17 protein-coding genes, 1 other RNA gene, 1 riboswitch and 2 other annotated features (1 of these 21 only partly in view) are annotated in these 19108 nt (G+C 39.8%); of the genes, 3 read left to right on the top strand and 15 right to left on the bottom strand.

Translation table 11 applies throughout. The annotated features are described in order from the left end of the window. Positions 1 to 3: 3 nt before the first annotated feature. From alaS to cymR, 10 genes are all read right to left on the bottom strand, one after another. Positions 4 to 2646, bottom strand: a complete 2643-nt coding sequence (gene alaS / locus PQ477_RS15520; RefSeq protein ID WP_274272416.1) for an alanine--tRNA ligase — start codon at positions 2644 to 2646, stop codon at positions 4 to 6. Positions 2647 to 2699: 53 nt separating this feature from the next. Further along, positions 2700 to 2907 (bottom strand) — a binding site (T-box leader). A gap of 58 nt (positions 2908 to 2965) precedes the next feature. Beyond that, complete coding sequence (locus tag PQ477_RS15515) at positions 2966 to 4042, bottom strand: AI-2E family transporter (protein ID WP_432813880.1); 1077 nt, start codon at positions 4040 to 4042, stop codon at positions 2966 to 2968. Between the two features lie 100 nt (positions 4043 to 4142). Then, positions 4143 to 4328 carry a DUF3918 family protein gene (locus PQ477_RS15510; protein ID WP_035396047.1) on the bottom strand — a complete coding sequence of 62 codons (186 nt, stop codon included), beginning with the start codon at positions 4326 to 4328 and terminating at the stop codon, positions 4143 to 4145. Positions 4329 to 4348: 20 nt separating this feature from the next. Then, a complete protein-coding gene (locus PQ477_RS15505; protein ID WP_176463610.1) occupies positions 4349 to 4537 on the bottom strand; it encodes a YrzR-like zinc ribbon domain in 189 nt (62 codons plus the stop codon). Positions 4538 to 4551: 14 nt separating this feature from the next. Further along, a complete protein-coding gene (locus PQ477_RS15500; protein WP_274273586.1) occupies positions 4552 to 5016 on the bottom strand; it encodes a PRC-barrel domain-containing protein in 465 nt (154 codons plus the stop codon). An 82-nt stretch (positions 5017 to 5098) separates the two neighbouring features. Next, a complete protein-coding gene (gene recD2 / locus PQ477_RS15495; protein ID WP_274272414.1) occupies positions 5099 to 7357 on the bottom strand; it encodes an SF1B family DNA helicase RecD2 in 2259 nt (752 codons plus the stop codon). 10 nt (positions 7358 to 7367) lie between these two features. Next, positions 7368 to 8027 (bottom strand): tetratricopeptide repeat protein, encoded by a 660-nt coding sequence (locus PQ477_RS15490; RefSeq protein ID WP_060705976.1) that lies wholly within the window; start codon positions 8025 to 8027, stop codon positions 7368 to 7370. Between the two features lie 34 nt (positions 8028 to 8061). Further along, positions 8062 to 9153: a tRNA 2-thiouridine(34) synthase MnmA gene (gene mnmA, locus PQ477_RS15485; RefSeq protein ID WP_060705989.1), complete on the bottom strand. Its 1092-nt coding sequence runs from the start codon at positions 9151 to 9153 to the stop codon at positions 8062 to 8064. 23 nt (positions 9154 to 9176) lie between these two features. After that, positions 9177 to 10334: a cysteine desulfurase family protein gene (locus tag PQ477_RS15480; RefSeq protein ID WP_274272413.1), complete on the bottom strand. Its 1158-nt coding sequence runs from the start codon at positions 10332 to 10334 to the stop codon at positions 9177 to 9179. 12 nt (positions 10335 to 10346) lie between these two features. Continuing rightward, entirely contained in the window at positions 10347 to 10766 is a 420-nt protein-coding gene (gene cymR / locus PQ477_RS15475) for a cysteine metabolism transcriptional regulator CymR (protein WP_035396059.1), read from the bottom strand. Between the two features lie 183 nt (positions 10767 to 10949). On the opposite strand from cymR, the gene PQ477_RS15470 reads away from it, so the two are divergent. Together PQ477_RS15470 and PQ477_RS15465 are read left to right on the top strand one after the other, a co-directional pair. Beyond that, positions 10950 to 12212: a replication-associated recombination protein A gene (locus PQ477_RS15470; protein WP_144558711.1), complete on the top strand. Its 1263-nt coding sequence runs from the start codon at positions 10950 to 10952 to the stop codon at positions 12210 to 12212. Positions 12213 to 12325: 113 nt separating this feature from the next. After that, on the top strand, positions 12326 to 12943 hold the full coding sequence (locus PQ477_RS15465) for an RsfA family transcriptional regulator (protein WP_274272412.1): 618 nt from the start codon (positions 12326 to 12328) through the stop codon (positions 12941 to 12943). A gap of 34 nt (positions 12944 to 12977) precedes the next feature. On the opposite strand, the gene PQ477_RS15460 is transcribed toward PQ477_RS15465, so the two are convergent. Together PQ477_RS15460 and ssrS are read right to left on the bottom strand one after the other, a co-directional pair. Further along, a complete protein-coding gene (locus PQ477_RS15460) occupies positions 12978 to 13745 on the bottom strand; it encodes a tRNA threonylcarbamoyladenosine dehydratase (RefSeq protein WP_035396065.1) in 768 nt (255 codons plus the stop codon). Between the two features lie 105 nt (positions 13746 to 13850). Then, a non-coding RNA gene (gene ssrS, locus PQ477_RS15455) (6S RNA) lies at positions 13851 to 14029 on the bottom strand. A gap of 187 nt (positions 14030 to 14216) precedes the next feature. Here ssrS and PQ477_RS15450 point away from each other — a divergent pair. Next, positions 14217 to 14525, top strand: coding sequence for a hypothetical protein (locus PQ477_RS15450; RefSeq protein WP_035396067.1), 309 nt, complete (start codon positions 14217 to 14219; stop codon positions 14523 to 14525). Here the strand turns inward: PQ477_RS15450 and PQ477_RS15445 are convergent. From PQ477_RS15445 to hisS, 3 genes are all read right to left on the bottom strand, one after another. Next, positions 14520 to 15734: a homoserine dehydrogenase gene (locus PQ477_RS15445; RefSeq protein ID WP_274272411.1), complete on the bottom strand. Its 1215-nt coding sequence runs from the start codon at positions 15732 to 15734 to the stop codon at positions 14520 to 14522. The two genes, PQ477_RS15450 and PQ477_RS15445, sit on opposite strands and share 6 nt — an antisense overlap. Positions 15735 to 15801: 67 nt before the next feature. After that, a riboswitch (SAM riboswitch) is annotated at positions 15802 to 15907 on the bottom strand. A 57-nt stretch (positions 15908 to 15964) separates the two neighbouring features. Further along, complete coding sequence (aspS, locus tag PQ477_RS15440; RefSeq protein WP_035396068.1) at positions 15965 to 17737, bottom strand: aspartate--tRNA ligase; 1773 nt, start codon at positions 17735 to 17737, stop codon at positions 15965 to 15967. Beyond that, positions 17734 to 19020 carry a histidine--tRNA ligase gene (gene hisS / locus PQ477_RS15435; RefSeq protein ID WP_274272410.1) on the bottom strand — a complete coding sequence of 429 codons (1287 nt, stop codon included), beginning with the start codon at positions 19018 to 19020 and terminating at the stop codon, positions 17734 to 17736. Before hisS ends, aspS begins: the two co-directional genes overlap by 4 nt. Positions 19021 to 19074: 54 nt before the next feature. Next, positions 19075 to 19108 (bottom strand) — a binding site (T-box leader) (it continues 182 nt past the right edge of the window).

Here is a 19108-nt window from a genome sequence, read left to right as displayed (position 1 = left end):
CAATTAGGAAATTAAATTGACATGTTCCTTCACATAGTTTAACGCATCTTGAAGTTTCGATGGATCTTTACCACCAGCTTGAGCCATATCAGGACGGCCGCCACCGCCACCGCCAGTTCGACTTGCTACTTCTTTAATTAATTTCCCAGCATGGAGACCTTCACTTATCGCTGCTTTCGTAACACCTGCAACAAGTGACACTTTATCACCTGTTTTCGCTCCTAGTACAATAACTGCTTTACGATCCTCTTGCTTTAAAGAATCGACCATTGCGCGTAATGAATCCATATCTTTTGCTTGTACGACTTCCGCCAATACTGAAATGCCATTAATCTCTTCTGCTTTATCAAGCAATTGCCCTGCTTCTTTTTGAGCAAGTCGTGCAGTTAATGACTCATTTTCACGATTTAATTCACGTAAATCTTGTTGTAATGCATCGATTCTTGCAGGTACATCTCGTAGCTGTTTTACTTTCAAACGCTCTTGCGCATCCGTTAACAATGATAATTGATCGTTAACAAAGTCATAAGCTCCTTTTGATGTCACTGCTTCAATTCGTCGGACTCCTGCACCAATACCAGATTCGCTAACGAGCTTAAATAAGCCAATTTCAGCTGAATTGCGAACGTGACAACCTCCGCATAACTCTAAGCTATAATCGCCAATTTGAACAAGTCGCACTTCATCACCATATTTTTCACCGAAAAGCGCCATCGCGCCTTTTTCTTTCGCAGTTGCAAGAGACTCAGTCGTAATCGAGACCGGCAGTGCTTGCCAAATTTTTTCGTTTACAAGCTGTTCGATTTGCGCAAGCTCATTTGGCGTCACTTGACCAAAATGAGAAAAATCAAAGCGAAGTCGATCTCCGTTTACAAGAGAACCTGCTTGATTAACGTGCTCTCCAAGAACATCTTTCAAGGCTTGGTGAAGCAAATGCGTTGCCGTATGATTTTTCACAATGTCTAACCGTTCTCTTACTTCAATACGTGCTTGAACTTTATCACCTTGTTGAAGAGTGCCTGACTCCATTTCAACTGTGTGCAAATGTTGGCCATTTGGCGCTTTTTTAACATCTCGTACGCGTCCTTGTCCTTTATCTGTATAGAGAACACCTTGATCCGCTACTTGACCACCGCTTTCGGCATAAAAAGGGGTTTCGTCTAAGATAATTGAAACCGTATCGCCTAATTGCGCCACATCGATGGTTTCTTTGTCTTTTATCATGACGTTAATTGTAGAGGTCGTTTCCGTATACTCATAGCCTACGAACATACTTGGTGTTTTTAAATCACCAAACACATCTTCTTGAACACCCATTGATGCGCTTTCCTGCCTAGCGGCACGTGCACGGTTACGCTGTGCTTCCATCTCCTTTTCAAATTCTTCACGATGAATGTGAAGCCCCTCTTCTTCCACATATTCTTCGGTTAAATCAACCGGGAAACCGTATGTGTCGTATAAGCGAAACACATCTTTACCCGTAATCGTCTGTTCATTGTTTTCTTTTGCCTTTTTCATAATCTCACTTAAGATCACTAATCCTTCATGGAGTGTTTCGTGAAAACGTTCTTCCTCTGTGCGAATCACACGTTGAATAAACGCTTTCTTTTCGTTAACTTCTGGATAGAAATCTTCCATGATAGCACCAACTACTGGTACGAGGGTATGCATGAACGGCTTTTCAATCCCAATTGTTTTTGCAAAGCGTACCGCACGTCTAAGTAAACGTCTTAGCACGTAGCCTCTTCCTTCGTTTGACGGAAGTGCGCCATCCCCAATTGCAAATGCAACTGTTCGAATATGATCCACTACCACTTTATAAGCTGTATCTACTGCTTCATTACCATTATTATAAGGGGCGTTTGCTAATTTCTCGGTCTCTTTAATAATTGGTAAGAACAAATCTGTATCAAAATTTGTTTTTGCATCTTGAATGACAGATACCATTCGCTCTAGTCCCATCCCAGTATCAATGTTTTTCTTCGGTAATGGTGTATAGGTACCATCTGCATTGTGATTAAATTGCGAGAAAACTAAATTCCAAATTTCTAAATAACGCTCATTTTCTCCCCCTGGGTACAACTCAGGGTCTTTCGGATCGTTGCCATAGCTTGGACCACGATCATAAAAAATTTCCGAGTTTGGTCCACTTGGCCCTTCACCAATATCCCAAAAATTCCCTTCTAAACGAATAATTCGTTCTTCAGGTACACCCACTTTTTCAATCCATAATTTATACGCTTCATGATCTTCAGGGTGAACTGTAACCGATAGTTTCTCTTTATCAAAGCCAATCCATTGATCACTTGTGAGAAATTCCCAACTCCAAATAATCGCTTCTTCTTTAAAATAATCACCAATTGAAAAGTTGCCAAGCATTTCAAAGAAGGTATGGTGACGAGCCGTTTTTCCAACAATTTCAATATCATTCGTTCGAATCGATTTTTGAGCGTTAACGATACGTGGGTTTTCAGGAATTATACGACCATCAAAATATTTTTTCAATGTAGCCACTCCGCTGTTAATCCATAGTAAACTAGGATCTTCAAACGGGACTAATGATGCACTCGGCTCTACAGAGTGACCTTTTTCTTTAAAGAAATCAATAAACATTTGTCGCACTTGTGCTGAAGTTAATTTCTTCATTTTTGGACTCATCTCCTTTATGTATAAAAACAAATAAAACAATCCCTTCCCTGTAAAGGGACGAGATTGTTTTCACGCGGTACCACCCTTAATTATAACAAGAATTCTCTTATTATCACTTAAGTCCTTTAACGCAGGTAACGGCGATATACTCGCTACTCCAGAATAGCATTCCGCATTTCTTCGTTAATGCTTTTTTCAGCCAAGAAAGCATCTCTCTTTAAACGGGCTAATGCGTACTCGTTCTTTCATTGTAATTATTCATTATGCATGTACGTAACTTGATTCACGAAGATTATAGCGCGCAAGTCTTCAAAAGTCAATTAAACTCCACTTCCCCCTTTATATACGTCCGGATGTGAAGCAAGGTAACTTTTGCGATAGCTGTTACTGGCACAGCAACAAGTAATCCAACAATTCCTCCTACCTCCACTCCTACAAGTAGCGCTAAGATGATTAAAATTGGGTGCAGATGAACCGTTTTTCCTACAATTAGCGGGGACAACACGTTTCCTTCTATTTGCTGTGTCACAAAGATACTAATAGCAGTAAAAAGCGCTAACGATGGAGATACGAGTAAGGCTGAGCCAACTGCTGGGATGGCTCCGATAAAAGCGCCGAAATATGGAATAAAATTTGTTGCCCCAATAAAAATACCAAGTAAAAAGGCATACGGCACGCCTAAAATAAGAAGGGCAATCGTTGATAAACCGCCAACGCAAAGGGCAACAAGTAATTGTCCACGCAAATACGATCCAAACGTTTTATCCACGTCTTTTAAATAAAGGCGTGTCATGGTTCGCCATTTTCTCGGTGTTACATAAAAACCGACTCGTTGTAATAGAGTAAAATCTTTTAACAAATAAAAGACAAGAAATGGAACCACAATCCATAATACGCTGGATTGTATTACCGTCAAAATAAAGGACTCTAGCTGATCTAACCCTTTTGCTGTAAATTGTTCTACTTTTTCGGACCAGTCTCCTACATGCTCTCGTAAGGGATCCGGTAAACCCTCCGTTTTTTCTTGATAAGTAAGAAGCATCGCTTTTATGGAACCAATATGTTGAGGCAGTACCACCATTGCCTCTTGTACTTGTCTTACAACGATTGGTATTCCTAAAAAAAGAAGAGCTGCTACAACTAGGATAAAAAAAAGAAACAGCAAAGCCGTTGCCACACTTCGATTCATGCCGGAATGTACGGCTTTCTCAATTAACGGATGCAACAAATACGCAATTAATATGGATACAAGAATAGGCCAAATAAGCGGCTGTACGACAGCGAGAAGTGGCTGAATATATGTAAGCAAGTATAATACAAGTAAAAAGAATACTAACATAATAAGCCATTTCGACCATTTTAATACGTCTGCAACTAGTAAGTCCCGCTTCAATCGGTTCACCCCTCTCTTTCATTTAGAATGCGCAACTTGAAGGTAAATTAACAAAAAAAGAACATGGAATGAAGATCCATGTTCTTGATAAGCACAGCTATTAGTGAAACATTTTTTTCACTTTTTTCTTTGTTTTTTTCCATGTTTTTCCGTTCATTAACTTCTTATCCGCTTCCATGATCGGTTCAAAGAAATTGTATACTTTCTTTTTCGCCTTCTTATCGTTCATTGAATACCAAGCAGCCCCAAGACCAATTACCATTAATGGCGCAATGGATTTACGCAAGATCGATTCACCTCGATTCTTTATAAATCTATTTGTCTTTCTTCTTCTGCAAATAAATCATCGAGCGAACTCAAAGACCCATCTTCCTCTACTTGATGAAGCATTAATGTTCCTTTAACAAGGCTCATTTCAATGAAACAGTGCCAACAGTAATATTGATTTGTGCCAATTTTACCAATATCTTTTAAATGGCAATTCGGACATCGCATTATAGGTGCCTCCTCTACAGAGACAAGATCGCTCGTTCCTTACAAAGAAGTAAGTCATGACCTTTCACAACTTTTCGACCTTCTTTAATATCCGACAACCAGCCATCTGTCACTTCATACCCTACGATGGTGCCCACTTCCATTGAAAAATATACATCTTCTGCTAAACCAAGCATATCGCCTTCTGAGGATAAGACAGGCTTCCCCTTAAACTTTTTGCGGCTTGTACAAATAGGATCATAATGCTTATGCGTATCCGCAACATTCTCCACTTTTGAGTCTTCATCAATCATAACGGCTTGTTCGCCGAGATGCTGAATGGCTTCAAAAGGAAGAAAACCATGGTGATGAAGTAAGGCGTGGTTTCGCTTAATCATAAACCCTACTATTCGACCATCACACATACAGCCGTCACAAATTTGTCCGATCTCTTTGCCATTTACCATGGAAACAATTGGTAGACCAATCACTCCCTGCATCGTTCGCAAAAGCTGCACCACCTCTCCGAACAGTTATAATGTATGTACCTTCTCCTTCCTTATCCCCGGAGATGGTTACCAGCTACATCATTCGTTCTTGAAGTCGGTCTTTTAATAATGATTGCCTGCCGTCATTACTTTTTTGAATCGCTTGTTCAAATGTATTTATATCACCGCATAAAAGTAAGAACTGCTTTGCTCTTGTAATCCCCGTGTATAACAAATTCCGTCGTAGCATGCGTTGATAATTCCCAACGACCGGCATGACGACAATAGGAAATTCACTCCCTTGAGCTTTATGAATAGAAGAACAATAGGCATGGGTTAATTGAGTGAAGTCTTTTTTCTCGTACGTCACTTCTAATCCATCGAATGATACAACGAGCTGGTCTTTTTTCTCCGTCGTTTCTTTGGCATAAAGGACAGCTACAATTTCTCCTCTGTCTCCATTAAAGACGTTTTCTTCTGCATTATTCACAAGTTGAAGCACCATGTCACCTTTACGAAAAATAACATCACCGAAAGGTAGTTCTCTCCGGCCTTCTTTAGCTGGATTAAAGAGTGTTTGCAACATTGTATTTAACTCAATAATGCCAGCTCCACCCCGATAGATCGGAGCTAATACTTGAATTTCCCTGGGACTATAGCCTTTTGTTAGTGCATTTTCACATATTTGCCAAACAGCTTGCTTCACTTGATGGGTGTGACAGGAGAAGAAGCGTAAATCAGGTTTTTTTGCGGTAAGATCAGTTGGCAAATGACCATCTTTCATGGAATGAGCTAGCTCAATAATGGATGAACCTTCGGCCTGTCGATAAATTTCGCTTAACTGAACGGTGGGAATAACATTCGCATCAAGCAAATCTTTTAGTACTTGTCCTGGACCAACAGATGGTAATTGATTTTCATCACCGACAAGAATGACTTGCATCCCTTTTGGAATCGCTTTAAACAACTGATTGGCCACCCATGCATCAACCATGGACATTTCATCTACAATTAACAGTTCACCTTCGAGCTGATCGTGATCTCCTTTATCAAAACCTGTAGTGCTTCCTTTCCAGCCAAGTAAGCTATGAATTGTACCAGCAGCTAGCTCGGTTGCTTCAGCCATTCGTTTCGCTGCACGCCCCGTAGGCGCAGCTAGCTTGATTGGCAAAGACCGATTGTCTTTTTCACCATTTCCTTGCCCATCAAGATTCACACCTTGTAAACGTGCATAAGATTCTACAATTCCTTTTATAACGGTGGTTTTCCCTGTACCTGGGCCTCCAGTCAACAGCATGATAGGTGAATGAAGTGCCTTTTCTATTGCTTCTTTTTGTAAAGGAGAATACGTTACATTATGATTTTCTTCCAGCTCACCAAGGGTTTTTTCCATATCTGCTTGCGTAAATTCAGATTTAAGCTCATAGGATTTAATCCGCATAATATTTTGCGCGATTCCTCGCTCCGCATAAAAAAGGGATTTCATATAAATACGGTCATGCTCTGTTACAACAAGACCATCTTCATTCATTTCTTTGATGATTTGTTGAACGGTCTCACCACTTACAGGCTTAGTTGGCGTATGTAACAATAGCACAACCTCTTGAACAAACGAGTCCGTATAAAGAAAAAGGTGCCCATCTTGAATACTTAATTCATTAATTAAATATAAGATGCCCGCACGCACGCGTTCCGGATGATCCCCAGTTAAGCCAATGGCTGCCCCAAGCTGATCGGCGCGGCGAAAACCAACTCCTTCTACGTCTTTTATTAATAAATATGGATTAGTACGAATAATATCAAGTGCTTGAAGTTTATACGCGCGATACACATTCATTGATAGCTCTGTCCCAAAGCCATATTGAGATAACTGAATAATAACTTGTTCGGCTCCTTGATGTTCTAATAAACGTTGATGAAGCATCATAGCATTCTCTTTTTTCAACTTTGGCACTCGATCAAGAACATGCTGATCTTCAATAATAAGCGAAATTGCGCGTTCACCTAGTTCATTAACAATCGTTTCGGCTGTTTTCGTTCCAATACCAGGAAAACGATCACTTGAAAGAAATTTAATAATACCATTTTTCGTTTTAGGCATTTCCCTTTTAAATGTCTCAACTTTATATTGTGTACCAAACTTTGGGTGTTCGGTAACCTGTCCAAAAAACGAATACGTTTCGTCCATCTCAAGCTCTGGAAGGTGACCGACTATTGTTGTTTTCTTCGCTTCAATTTGTTCATTCGTTTTATCAATTTTAACAGTAGCAACCGTATAATCATTTTCAGCATTACGGAATAGCACGTGTGTCACTTTTCCTTTAATGTATCTTCCTGTTTCTTCAACATCCATAAGCAGACACTCACCCTTTGTTCAGTGCATCTTCTACAACACGTTTCGCATTTCCAGCAAGTAAATGGTCCTCTTGATTCGTTAGAGCTAAGTCAAAACATTTTAGTGCTTCTTCTACTCTTTCTGAAGACAAATGAATGACACCAAGGTTGTAATAGGCATCCGCATGAGTTGAGTCTTGTTTTATTACGTCAATAAATAGCGCTTCTGCTTCTGCTAGCTGGTTTTGTTGTGCAAGGCAGAGACCATATTGAAATGTAATCTCCAGATCGTCTGCTTGCAATTCATGTGCACGACTTAAATTAGCCTGTGCATGAGCAAGGGAACCTAACTGATAATGGGACATCCCAAGCATATAAAATAAGTCAGCATCCGCTAACCCTTTTTGTTGTGCTGTAAGAAAATGTTTTATCGCTTCTTGGTAATGCTCGTCTTCATACGCAAGCACACCAAGGCTATAATAGGCGGTGGTCGCGTTCTTATCTAGTTCAATTGCACGCTCATTAAAGACAACGGCCCGTTCTCGGTCACCAAGCACACGTAAAAGGTTCGCCATATTTAAATAGCCTTCTGGCGCTTTTGGGTTTTCTTCAATATAGACAGTAAACACCTTTGCTGCCTCTTCATAGTTCGCTTCCTTCATAAATGCAATTCCTGTTGATAAATCCATTTATACATACCCCCTTGAAAAAAGGAAAACGCCTTTAGACGTTTTCCCGTATAACCTCATCAATTGTTCCTCCACCGAGGCAACGTTCTTGATCATATAACACGACTGCCTGTCCTGGTGTAATCGCACGTTGTTTCTCATGGAAGAGAATATCAACCTGTCCGTTTTCTCGTGGAATAACCGTGACCCATTGATCATCTTGACGATACCGAAACTTTGCTTTACATGTAAATTCAGCATCTGGTTCACTCATAATCCAGTTCATTCCTACTGCTTTTAAACCAGAAGAGTATAACCCTTCATGATGAAAGCCTTGTCCAACGATTAATACGTTTCGTTCTAAGTCTTTATCAATAACAAACCAAGGTTCACCGGCACCACCTATTCCTAATCCCTGCCTTTGTCCTAATGTATAGTACATTAATCCATCATGCTCGCCCTTCACTTCACCATCAACGGTTTGCATTTCGCCAGGTTGAGCAGGAATAAACGTTTGTAAAAATTCTTTAAAATCTCGCTCGCCAATAAAACAAATGCCTGTACTATCTTTCTTTTTCGCTGTTGCTAGCCCAGCCTCTTCCGCTTTCTTTCGTACATCTGCTTTCGCCATATGACCAAGCGGGAACATCACTTTAGATAATTGCTTCTGACTTAAAGCATTCAAAAAGTATGTTTGATCTTTATTAGCATCAGCACCTTTTAGTAATTGATACTCCCCATCTTTATAATCAATTTGCGCATAGTGCCCTGTTGCTACATAATCAGCCCCAAGAGCGATTGCGTGATTCAAAAATGCTTTAAATTTAATTTCTTTGTTACACATAACATCTGGATTTGGCGTGCGCCCAGATTTGTATTCATCTAAAAAGTACGTAAATACTTTGTCCCAATACTCTTTTTCAAAATTGACCGCATAATAAGGAATATCAAGCTGTTGAGCAACACGCTCCACATCCTCATAATCTTCTGTTGCAGAGCAAAAGCCTGAATCGTTTGTATCGTCCCAGTTTTTCATGAAGATCCCAATGACGTCATAGCCTTGCTCTTTTAAGACAAGTGCTGTAACAGAAGAATCGACGCCACCAGACATTCCGACGACAACTCGAGTCTCTTCTGGTTTTTTCATACATTTTCCCTCGCTTATTTAATCTATTCGATAAAATCATCTCGGCTTTGTTCTGCCTTGACAATTGTAGCTATTTTACTAAATGCTTCTATCGTTTCGCTTTCTTCATTAGTTAATCCAAAGCTAAAGCGAATCGCTTCCACTACTCTATGGTTACCTTTTCCATACATCGCTTCTATAACATGGGATGGAACCAGTGTACCAGCTGTACAAGCAGAACCTCCAGATGCAACAATGCCCGCTAGATCAAGTTTCATTAGTAATGTTTCAGTCTTAACGTCACGAAAACTCACATTAAGAATGTGGGCTAAACGCGTTTTCGATCCGTTTAGTACATACTCTACACCATGAGCATCCATTATTTCTATAAATGCGGCTTGGAAAGTATTGTACTTTTGCTGATTGACGTCCTGTTGCTCTTTTGCAAGCTCAATCGCTTTTGAAAAACCAACAATACCCGGTACATTTTCTGTGCCGGCACGACGTTTCCGCTCTTGTTCACCACCATAGGTCGTTGCATCAAGGGTCAATGCTTTTGATACATATAAACACCCTACACCTTTTGGTCCGTTCACCTTATGACTAGCAAGTGAAAGCATATCAACACCTAACAACTGACGATCAAGGGTTTTTAATCCTGCAGCCTGAACAGCATCTGTGTGAAAAACGGCTTGGTGAGATTTAAGAATGGCTCCGATTTCTTCTATTGGTTGTATTGTTCCGACCTCATTATTACCATACATAATAGATACCAATATGGTCTCTTCTGTTAATGCCGCTTCTATATCGTTAGCTGATACTCTTCCAGTTGTATCCACGTCAACATAGGTAATCGTAAATCCTTCTCTTTCAAGTTGCTTCATCGTGTGTAATACTGCATGATGCTCAATTTTAGATGTAATCAAATGCTTTCCCTTCATTTGATTCGCTCTAGCGTATCCAAGCAGTGCAAGGTTGTTCGCCTCTGTACCACCACTTGTAAAAATTATTTCATCCGTACTAGCATGAATATGTGTGGCTAAACGATGTCGAGCATCCGTTAATGCTTGTTTTGCTCGACGCCCAAATCGATGACTACTCGATGGGTTGCCGAACACTTCTGTATAATATGGAATCATCGCCTCAATCACTTGTGGGTGAACCGATGAGGTAGCAGCATGATCAAAATAGTATTCGTTCATTCCATCACCTTTTTAAATGTAAAACATGTAATAATCTTGCTCGCCATCTTCTTTAAAGTTCGCTAAATCCGAGAGCGTTGTTGTATCAAGCACGTCTTTAACAGCATCTCTTATTTTAATCCAGAGATCGCGTTTAGCCGGCTCTTCATCATCCAACACTTCCACCGGGCTAATCGGTCCTTCCAATACACGGATAATATCACCAGCTGTAATCTCTTCTGGCTGCTTTGCTAGCTTATAGCCGCCGTACGCACCACGCACACTTTTTACCAGAGTTGCATTTCGAAGCGGGGCAATTAGTTGCTCTAAATAATGTTCAGATAGATTGTATTCTTGTGCAATTGACTTTAATGAAATGGGACCTTCCCCTTCTTTTTTTGCTAGTGCCATCATAATTGTCAATCCGTAGCGACCTTTTGTCGATATTTTCATAATGAGTAGCTCCTTTAAATCGTTTCCTATCCAATTCGTTCACGTATTCGCTCACATTATTTCTCCATATCATATTATAGCATGATTTCTTATCTGATTAATAGGTTGAGTGCTTTTCGATTTGCTCTCGAAAATAAAGATAAGCTACACTGTAAACAGAATGAGTGAGTCAGGAGGATACGAATGAAACAAAAACCACTTGCTTTTCGAATGAGGCCGACTTCTATTGATGATGTAATCGGTCAAGAACGCTTGTTAGGTGAAGGAAAATTATTACGCCGCATGGTGGAAGCAAACCAACTTTCATCAATGGTCTTATATGGTCCTCCCGGCACTGGAAAAACGTCTATAGCGAGTGCCATTGCTGGTACAAGTGGCCATCATTATCGCCTTTTAAATGCCACCGTCCATAATAAAAAAGATATGGAAACGGTCGTAGCTGAAGCAAAAATGTATGGATCCATCATTCTCATATTAGACGAAGTTCATCGACTCGATAAAGCGAAACAAGACTTTTTATTGCCACATTTAGAAAGTGGCTTAATACTGCTAATTGGTGCTACAACGGCCAATCCTTATCACTCTATTAATCCTGCTATTCGAAGCCGTTGTCATATATTTGAGCTTGAACAATTAAATCCAGTTGAAATTGAACAAGCACTTCACCGAGCTTTAACTGACAATGAACATGGGCTTGGTCATGAGAAAATTGACATTGATGCTAAGGCGATTACACATTTAGCTCTTGCTTGCGGTGGTGATGTACGAGCTGGATTAAATGCTCTCGAACTCGCGGTTCTTTCGACTCCAAAAGATGAAAATGGCATTCGATCTATTCCGTTAGAAACAGCAGAACAAAGTATCCAAAAGAAAAGCATTCAGCATGACAAAGATGGTGATGGCCACTATGATGTTTTGTCTGCTTTTCAAAAATCCATTCGCGGGAGCGATGTTGATGCAAGTTTACACTATCTTGCTCGATTATTAGAAGCAGGAGATTTAGTTAGTATTCACCGCCGCCTTCTTGTTATTGCATATGAAGATATCGGACTGGCAAACCCTCAAGCTGGTTCACGCACATTAACTGCGATTGAAGCGGCAGAACGTATCGGTCTACCCGAGGCACGAATCCCATTGGCGAATGCTGTGATTGAACTGGCTCTATCACCTAAAAGTAATCGTGCCTATAAAGGAATCGATGCTGCTATAGCGGCGCTTCGCGAAGGAGGAAACGCAACAATTCCGCTACATTTAAAAGACGCGCATTATCAAGGTGCTAAAAACTTAGGTAGAGGTACTGAGTATAAGTATCCGCATGACTTTGACGGAGGTTGGGTAAAGCAACAATATTTACCGGATGCTTTTAAAAATCACCACTATTATGAGCCAAATCACGACAATAAATTTGAACATGCGCTTGCTGCACTTTACGAAAAGCGGCAGTAACAACTTTTGAATCTTCTAGAATTCTTTTCTCTCTCCTTTATTACTAGCCTAGTATAAAAAAAGAAAACTCTGGTTAAAGTAATAGCAAGACATAATTGCTAGGAGTTGAGATAATGAAAATAAGACAAGATGCGTGGTCACACGAAGATGACGTATTATTAGCGGATACAGTACTTTCCCATATAAAAGATGGAAGCACTCAATTAAAAGCTTTTGATGAAGTAGGCGATGCGTTAAATCGAACATCAGCTGCTTGCGGATTCCGATGGAATGCCGTTATACGACAAAAGCACTTAAGTACAATTGAAGAAGCGAAACGAGAAAGAAAGATGCGTAAACGTATGGTCGCCGCACCTTTTTCAACAAGCTATCAGAAGCTTGAAGCGAGACCGTTTGAATCTATACAGCCAACTAAGCAATTCAATGAAAACGAACCGTCAATGGAATCAATTATTGCCCAATTAAAGACATTTGACCTAGGGGCTTCTAGTTCATTAAAAGAAGAGAACCAAAGGTTACGTCAAAAACTACAAACAGCACAAGCGCATATCGGAGAATTAGAAAAGCAATTATCGAGAAATAAGCAAGAGCACAGCATGATTGAAGAAGATTATCAATCACTTATCTCCATTATGAATCGTGCAAGAAGAATGGCTATTTTAGAGGAAGATTTAGATGATCAAGTCGCGTTTCGAATGGAGACGAACGGAAATCTTGAAAAAATCGATTAAACAAAAAAAGCCTTGCTAAGGCTTTTTTTGTTTGTTAGTTTTGACGGTTAATGGTTATTCCCTCTAACAAGTTTGTAATAACATGTCCAGCCATAATTAATCCTGACACAGATGGCACGAAAGCATTCGAAGACGGAGGAAGCTTTGCTTTACGAATAGTCCCTTGCTCGGCACTTTCTGGCACAATTTCTTGACGGATATCTTCGCGAATCTGAATGGGTTTTTCATCTGAAAATACAACTGCTACCCCTTTTTTAATACCCTCTTTTCGAAGACGTGTGCGAATCACTTTGGCAATAGGATCATAACTCGTTTTTGAAATATCTTCAATACGTAGTCGAGTTGGATCAAGTTTGTTAGCAACACCCATACTTGAAATGAACGGGATCTTACGCTTCCGACATTCTTTTATTAAATGAATTTTATAAGAAATCGTATCACTGGCATCAATGACATAGTCTAAACCGTGAGAAAAGAAATCTTCATATGTCTCTTCTGTGTAGAACATTTTTAAAGCAATGACCTCACAATCTGGATTAATGTCTTGAATTCGCTTAGCCATTAAATCCACCTTTGGTTGACCAACTGTTGACAATAAAGCATGAATTTGCCGATTAACGTTTGTTATATCAACATCATCTTTATCAACGAGTACAATTTTACCAACGCCTGAGCGAGCTAGAGCTTCAGCTGAAAACGAGCCTACCCCACCAATCCCAAGCACCGCAACTGTACTTCCTTTTAATCGATCTAACCCATCATGGCCAATGGCCAGTTCATTTCTTGAAAACTGGTGTAACACGTTCATCAAACTCCTTTACGTTTCCCTTATGCTGTTGTGATTTTATCATATTCTTATAAAAAAGCACATATAAAAAAGCATTCCCTAAGCGGAAATGCTTTTTTCGTGATCCCGATCATGCCGTAGGTAGTTAATGCTTTGAACCTGCCAGGCAGGTGGGTGCTCTGTACCACTTCTTTTACGTCCTCAGCTTCCGAGGCATGTAAGCAAAGCCATAACTACGAGCTCCCTTTTTTAAGGTGTTGGCTCAAAGAATAAAACCCGTACGAACATTTCAGGAATCATTTGATTAACGTTATCATAGCAATTTAATCGACTTTATGCAACTGTTTTCGAAAAATTGTGACTAAAGACACATACGAAGAGTTTCTATTTGTATGTACCCCGTTTGAAAGAGAATGAAACTATCGCATATTATGTGAGTTTTCACAAAAAATATGGTACATTCTTCTTTAAAAGGGGGCTACGTCTATGAGCGCAATTGTAAAGCAACGTTGTATCGAAGTCACACAAGAAATCGGTCTGCTTGAAAAAAGAATCGTCGAAAGTTCCTTTGAGTTAAGCTTGTTTAGCGATCGTATTGAAACAGAATCGGACCGTTTTCCACTTGACAGTGTATTTGATATCTCTTATCGCTTCCCTAGTGATTCACCTGAATCGCTTGGCTTTTTGTATCTACATACAAGTCGAGGTGTCTCCACGTATAAAATCAAAACGTCACCAGAACAATTCATTCAAGAATTTAAAAAACTAGTCCCAGAAACCAAATATCGATTATGATTCACTTTGAACCGTTTCTTTTAACTGTTCCATTTCTGTTAAAAGTGGAAATGTATGAAATGGCGTTGAAAATGGGAGTGGAGTCACAATAAAGACTTTCCCTCCTTTTACTTCATGCTCTCTCCAGACCGTCGTTTTGTCTAAATACGGTTGGATTTTACTTTCATGATTTCCTTTACAAAACCACACTTCCTGTGTCGTTACATTGTCAGCAATTCCCTCTTCAAGCTTCGTTAAGCGATTTGTAAATCTAGGTAGGACATGCTTTTGCTGTTCGTGGAAAACAAAATCTTCAACAACACTATTTGCTGTTGTTTCTTTTCCTGCTCCTGGTCCCGCAAAAATAAGACGTTCCATATCCTTACCTTCAAGTGTTACCGCATTTAAAACGCCACGAATTGGTGCTAACGAGTGTTCTTGATCAATTAAAGCCGGTTTAACAAAACCTTTTAAAGACGTCGCATCAGATTCTAATTTAGCAATTAATTTAAACGATAAATTCAATTCTTTTGCCGCTTGAATATGCCATTGATCAATATGACTTATGCCAACCCGTTCAATATCCTCGGGACAAACCCACTGATCATAACATTGTCGAGCTAGTAAACAGAGCTTGTATACAGCATCCCAACCCTCAACATCAGATGTTGGGTCTTCTTCTGCATACCCTAATTTTTGCGCTTCTCCAAGTGCAGCTTCATATGTGCTACCCTCGCTCATTTTCGTTAAAATATAGTTACTCGTCCCATTCAGAATACCGGCAATCGATTGTATATTTGTTGTCAATAACACACTTTTGAAAACATTCACAATAGGTATAGCCCCACATACAGCTGCATCCCAGCCATAATAAGCTTGATTTTCAAAAGCCAATTGCTCTAATTCTTCACCATGTAATGCGACGAGCTTTTTATTTGCGGATATAACAGATGTTCCTTGTTTCAAAAGAGCCTTCGTATACGTTTTCGTCAGTTCCGTGCCATTAATCGCTTCAAACACAATGTCGTATTTATCTGTATTAAAAAATGTATCCCATGATGAAGTGAATAATGTCGAGTTGACATCCTTATACTTCTCTACATTTTTAACTAGAATGCGAACGATTTCGAATTTTTCTCCGATAATCGATTCAATTTGCTCTCTTGAGCCAATTAACCTTTCATACACACCACTTCCTACTGTTCCATACCCTATTAAGCCTATCTTCATCTCCAACACCCTTTCTCTCTAATACAAAAGCTCCTTTTCTTAGATAAGAAAAGGAGCTTTTCGCCTCCACTTATCTTTCAGAACAAAGTCTGCTGAATGTAGCACCTTAACCTCACACAAGGTTGGTTGCCGGGCTTCGTCGGGTCAGTTCCCTCCACCACTCTCGATAAGATATAAACAAGAATTCTATATGATATTATCCGTCATTATAGATGGAAGGGTTGCGTCTGTCAACCACGCTTCCCTAAAACAGAAAGATTTAAATCGATTAATTGTTCTAAACTAACAGCACCTGGCGCACTAGTCATTAAGTCACTTGCACTCGCTGTTTTCGGAAACGCAATAACCTCTCTTAAGTTCGTCTTTTGAGCTAGTAACATGACGATACGGTCTAATCCTAGTGCGATACCACCGTGAGGAGGCGTACCGTATTCAAATGCTTCGAGCAAAAAGCCAAATTCTTCATTCGCTTGTTCTTTTGTAAAGCCAAGGGTTTCAAACATCTTTTCTTGAAGATCACGCTCATAAATACGCTGTGAACCTCCACCTAATTCATAACCATTTAGTACGAGATCATATGCTTCTGCCCGTACATCATCTGGATTTGATTGGAGTAAATGTAAATCTTCTTTCTTTGGTCTAGTGAAAGGATGGTGTAAAGCAACATATCGTCTTGCTTGCTCATCATATTCAACAAGCGGAAAATCAACAACCCAAAGAAAATTAAATTTAGACGAATCGATAAGATCGAATTCCTTTCCAAATTTCAACCGAAGTGCACCGAGAGAATCAAAGACAACTTGCTTTTTGTCTGCTCCGAAGAACAACAAGTCACCTGGAGTGGCTTGCATGTGCTCGAGCAATGCTTCAGACTGCTCACTGTTAAAGAACTTTGCAATCGGTCCTTTAAGGCCATCTTCTTCTACCTTTAACCAAGCAAGACCTTTTGCTCCGTATGGCTTAACGAAGTCTGTTAAAGCATCTATTTCTTTACGAGATAGCTTGCTTGCCCCTCCAACAAGGTTTAAACCTTTTATAATTCCTTTTGATTCTATCGCTTGTTTAAACACTTTAAACTCAGTATCTTGAAGGACCGTTGTAAGGTCAACAAGCTCCATATCAAAGCGAGTATCTGGTTTATCTGATCCATAACGATTCATTGCATCGTCATATGTCATTCGTTCAAAAGAACCTTCTAATTCTAAACCATGGGTATCAAGCATTAACTTCTTCATAAGCTTCTCTGTCATTGCGAGAACATCCTCTGTTTCTAGGAAGCTTGCTTCAATGTCGATTTGCGTGAATTCAGGTTGACGATCAGCACGTAGATCTTCATCTCTAAAACAGCGAACAATTTGGAAATACTTTTCAAAACCAGACACCATTAAGAGTTGTTTAAAGATTTGTGGTGATTGTGGTAGTGCATAAAATTCACCGTGATGAACACGACTCGGAACTAAATAGTCTCTCGCACCTTCTGGTGTACTCTTCGTCAACATCGGCGTTTCAATTTCTAAGAAGCCGTCGCTATCAAGAAAATCACGCACTGTTTTTGTAATTCGATGTCTGAGTTTAAACGCCTCCTGCATATCAGGACGACGTAAATCTAAATAACGGTATTTTAAGCGCACATCTTCAGAGGCATCTGTATTTGCTTCAATTTGAAACGGAAGTGGTTTAGAAGCGTTTAATAATTCACATTCATGAACATGGATTTCAATTTCGCCGGTTGCAATTTTTGCATTAACAGCTTTTTCATTTCGTTCAACGACGATTCCTTTAATAGAAATCATATATTCATTCCGAACACGATCAGCCTGTTGTAATGCTTGCTCATTAATATCAGGACTACAAACTACTTGAACAAGACCAGAACGATCTCGTATGTCTAAGAAAATAACCTGCCCTAAATCTCTTCTACGCTGTACCCAACCAACAAGCTTTACTTCTTCACCAGCCTGCTGCTTTGTTATTTCTCCACAATGATGTGTTCGTTTACTCACGATTCTGATCCCCCTTTAATACTTTCCCCTAGTTCCATTACAATTGATTGATAAGCAACTGTTTTTTGTTCGCCAGAAACCATGTGACGAATAACGGCTTGTTCATTCGCTAGTTCATCTTCTCCAATAATAATTGTGCACGTCGCTCCATTTCGGTCTGCAGCTTTAAACTGTGCTTTCATTTTTTTTGCCATGTAGTCTTTATCTGCCCGAAAGCCTTGTTTTCTTAAATCATTTAATAAGACAGCCGCTCGTTGATTTGCTTCATCACCTAAAGCAACAATATACGCGTCTAGCTTTGGACGTTCAGGTAAAGTAACACCTTCTGCTTTCATCGCAAGAATAAACCGTTCGATGCTGAATGCAAATCCAATACCAGGTGTTTCTGGTCCACCGAATTCTTGTACAAGACCATTGTAACGCCCACCTCCGCACAAAGTTGTAATAGCACCGAATCCAGGCGCTGTGCTCATTAATTCAAACGCAGTATGATTGTAATAATCTAATCCTCTAACAAGTGTAGCATCTACTTCATAAGCAATGCCTAGCTGGTCTAACGTTTGTTTTACGTTTTCAAAGTATTGACGTGATTCATCATTTAAAAAGTCTAAGATAGCAGGCGCTGTTTTCATTAGCGGATGCTCTCTGTCTTTCTTACAATCGAGAATACGTAATGGATTTTTCGTTAAACGCGTTTGACAGTCTGAACAAAACTCCTCAATCGACGGTTCAAAATGATTAATAAGTGCTTGACGATGAGCGTCACGACTTTCTTTATCACCTAATGAATTAATGACAAGCTTTAAATTGACTAAGCCGAGTCGATTGCAAATTTCAATCAGTAATGCTAATACTTCTGCATCTAAATGCGGGTTTGCACTACCTAATGCTTCAACCCCAAACTGTACGAATTGACGCATTCTTCCTGCTTGTGGCCGCTCGTAACGGAACATTGGTCCTGTATAGTATAGTTTTGTTAGGGCATTCGCTTCTCCATATAACTTGTTCTCTACATAGGATCGTACAACAGATGCCGTTCCTTCTGGGCGAAGCGTTAAGCTTCGATCACCTCGATCCTTAAACGTGTACATTTCTTTTTGAACAATATCCGTTGTATCCCCTACTCCACGGGTAAATACTTCTGTATGCTCAAATATTGGCGTACGAATTTCTTCAAAATGATACGCTTGGCATACTTCTTTAGCTGTTTTTTCAATAAGTTGCCAAACGACAGCATCTTCAGGTAAGATATCTTGCGTTCCTCTTGGCAAACGAATAGACATATGATTTCTCTCCTTTTTAAAAAACAAAAAAACTCTCATCCCAGATGATTACTCATCTGGGACGAGAGTTGAACCCGTGGTGCCACCC

The sequence above is a fragment of the Shouchella hunanensis genome, from assembly GCF_028735875.1.
Classification (GTDB): domain Bacteria; phylum Bacillota; class Bacilli; order Bacillales; family Bacillaceae_D; genus Shouchella; species Shouchella hunanensis.
This window is presented reverse-complemented; position numbering and strand designations above follow the sequence as displayed.

Coding starts and splice junctions, on each gene's coding strand:
- alaS (WP_274272416.1), bottom strand. CDS start 2,646: ATGAAGAAATTAACTTCAGCACAAGTGCGACAAATGTTTATTGATTTC.
- PQ477_RS15505 (WP_176463610.1), bottom strand. CDS start 4,537: ATGCGATGTCCGAATTGCCATTTAAAAGATATTGGTAAAATTGGCACA.
- PQ477_RS15500 (WP_274273586.1), bottom strand. CDS start 5,016: ATGCAGGGAGTGATTGGTCTACCAATTGTTTCCATGGTAAATGGCAAA.
- recD2 (WP_274272414.1), bottom strand. CDS start 7,357: ATGGATGTTGAAGAAACAGGAAGATACATTAAAGGAAAAGTGACACAC.
- PQ477_RS15490 (WP_060705976.1), bottom strand. CDS start 8,027: ATGGATTTATCAACAGGAATTGCATTTATGAAGGAAGCGAACTATGAA.
- mnmA (WP_060705989.1), bottom strand. CDS start 9,153: ATGAAAAAACCAGAAGAGACTCGAGTTGTCGTCGGAATGTCTGGTGGC.
- PQ477_RS15480 (WP_274272413.1), bottom strand. CDS start 10,334: ATGAACGAATACTATTTTGATCATGCTGCTACCTCATCGGTTCACCCA.
- cymR (WP_035396059.1), bottom strand. CDS start 10,766: ATGAAAATATCGACAAAAGGTCGCTACGGATTGACAATTATGATGGCA.
- PQ477_RS15470 (WP_144558711.1), top strand. CDS start 10,950: ATGAAACAAAAACCACTTGCTTTTCGAATGAGGCCGACTTCTATTGAT.
- PQ477_RS15465 (WP_274272412.1), top strand. CDS start 12,326: ATGAAAATAAGACAAGATGCGTGGTCACACGAAGATGACGTATTATTA.
- PQ477_RS15450 (WP_035396067.1), top strand. CDS start 14,217: ATGAGCGCAATTGTAAAGCAACGTTGTATCGAAGTCACACAAGAAATC.
- PQ477_RS15445 (WP_274272411.1), bottom strand. CDS start 15,734: ATGAAGATAGGCTTAATAGGGTATGGAACAGTAGGAAGTGGTGTGTAT.
- hisS (WP_274272410.1), bottom strand. CDS start 19,020: ATGTCTATTCGTTTGCCAAGAGGAACGCAAGATATCTTACCTGAAGAT.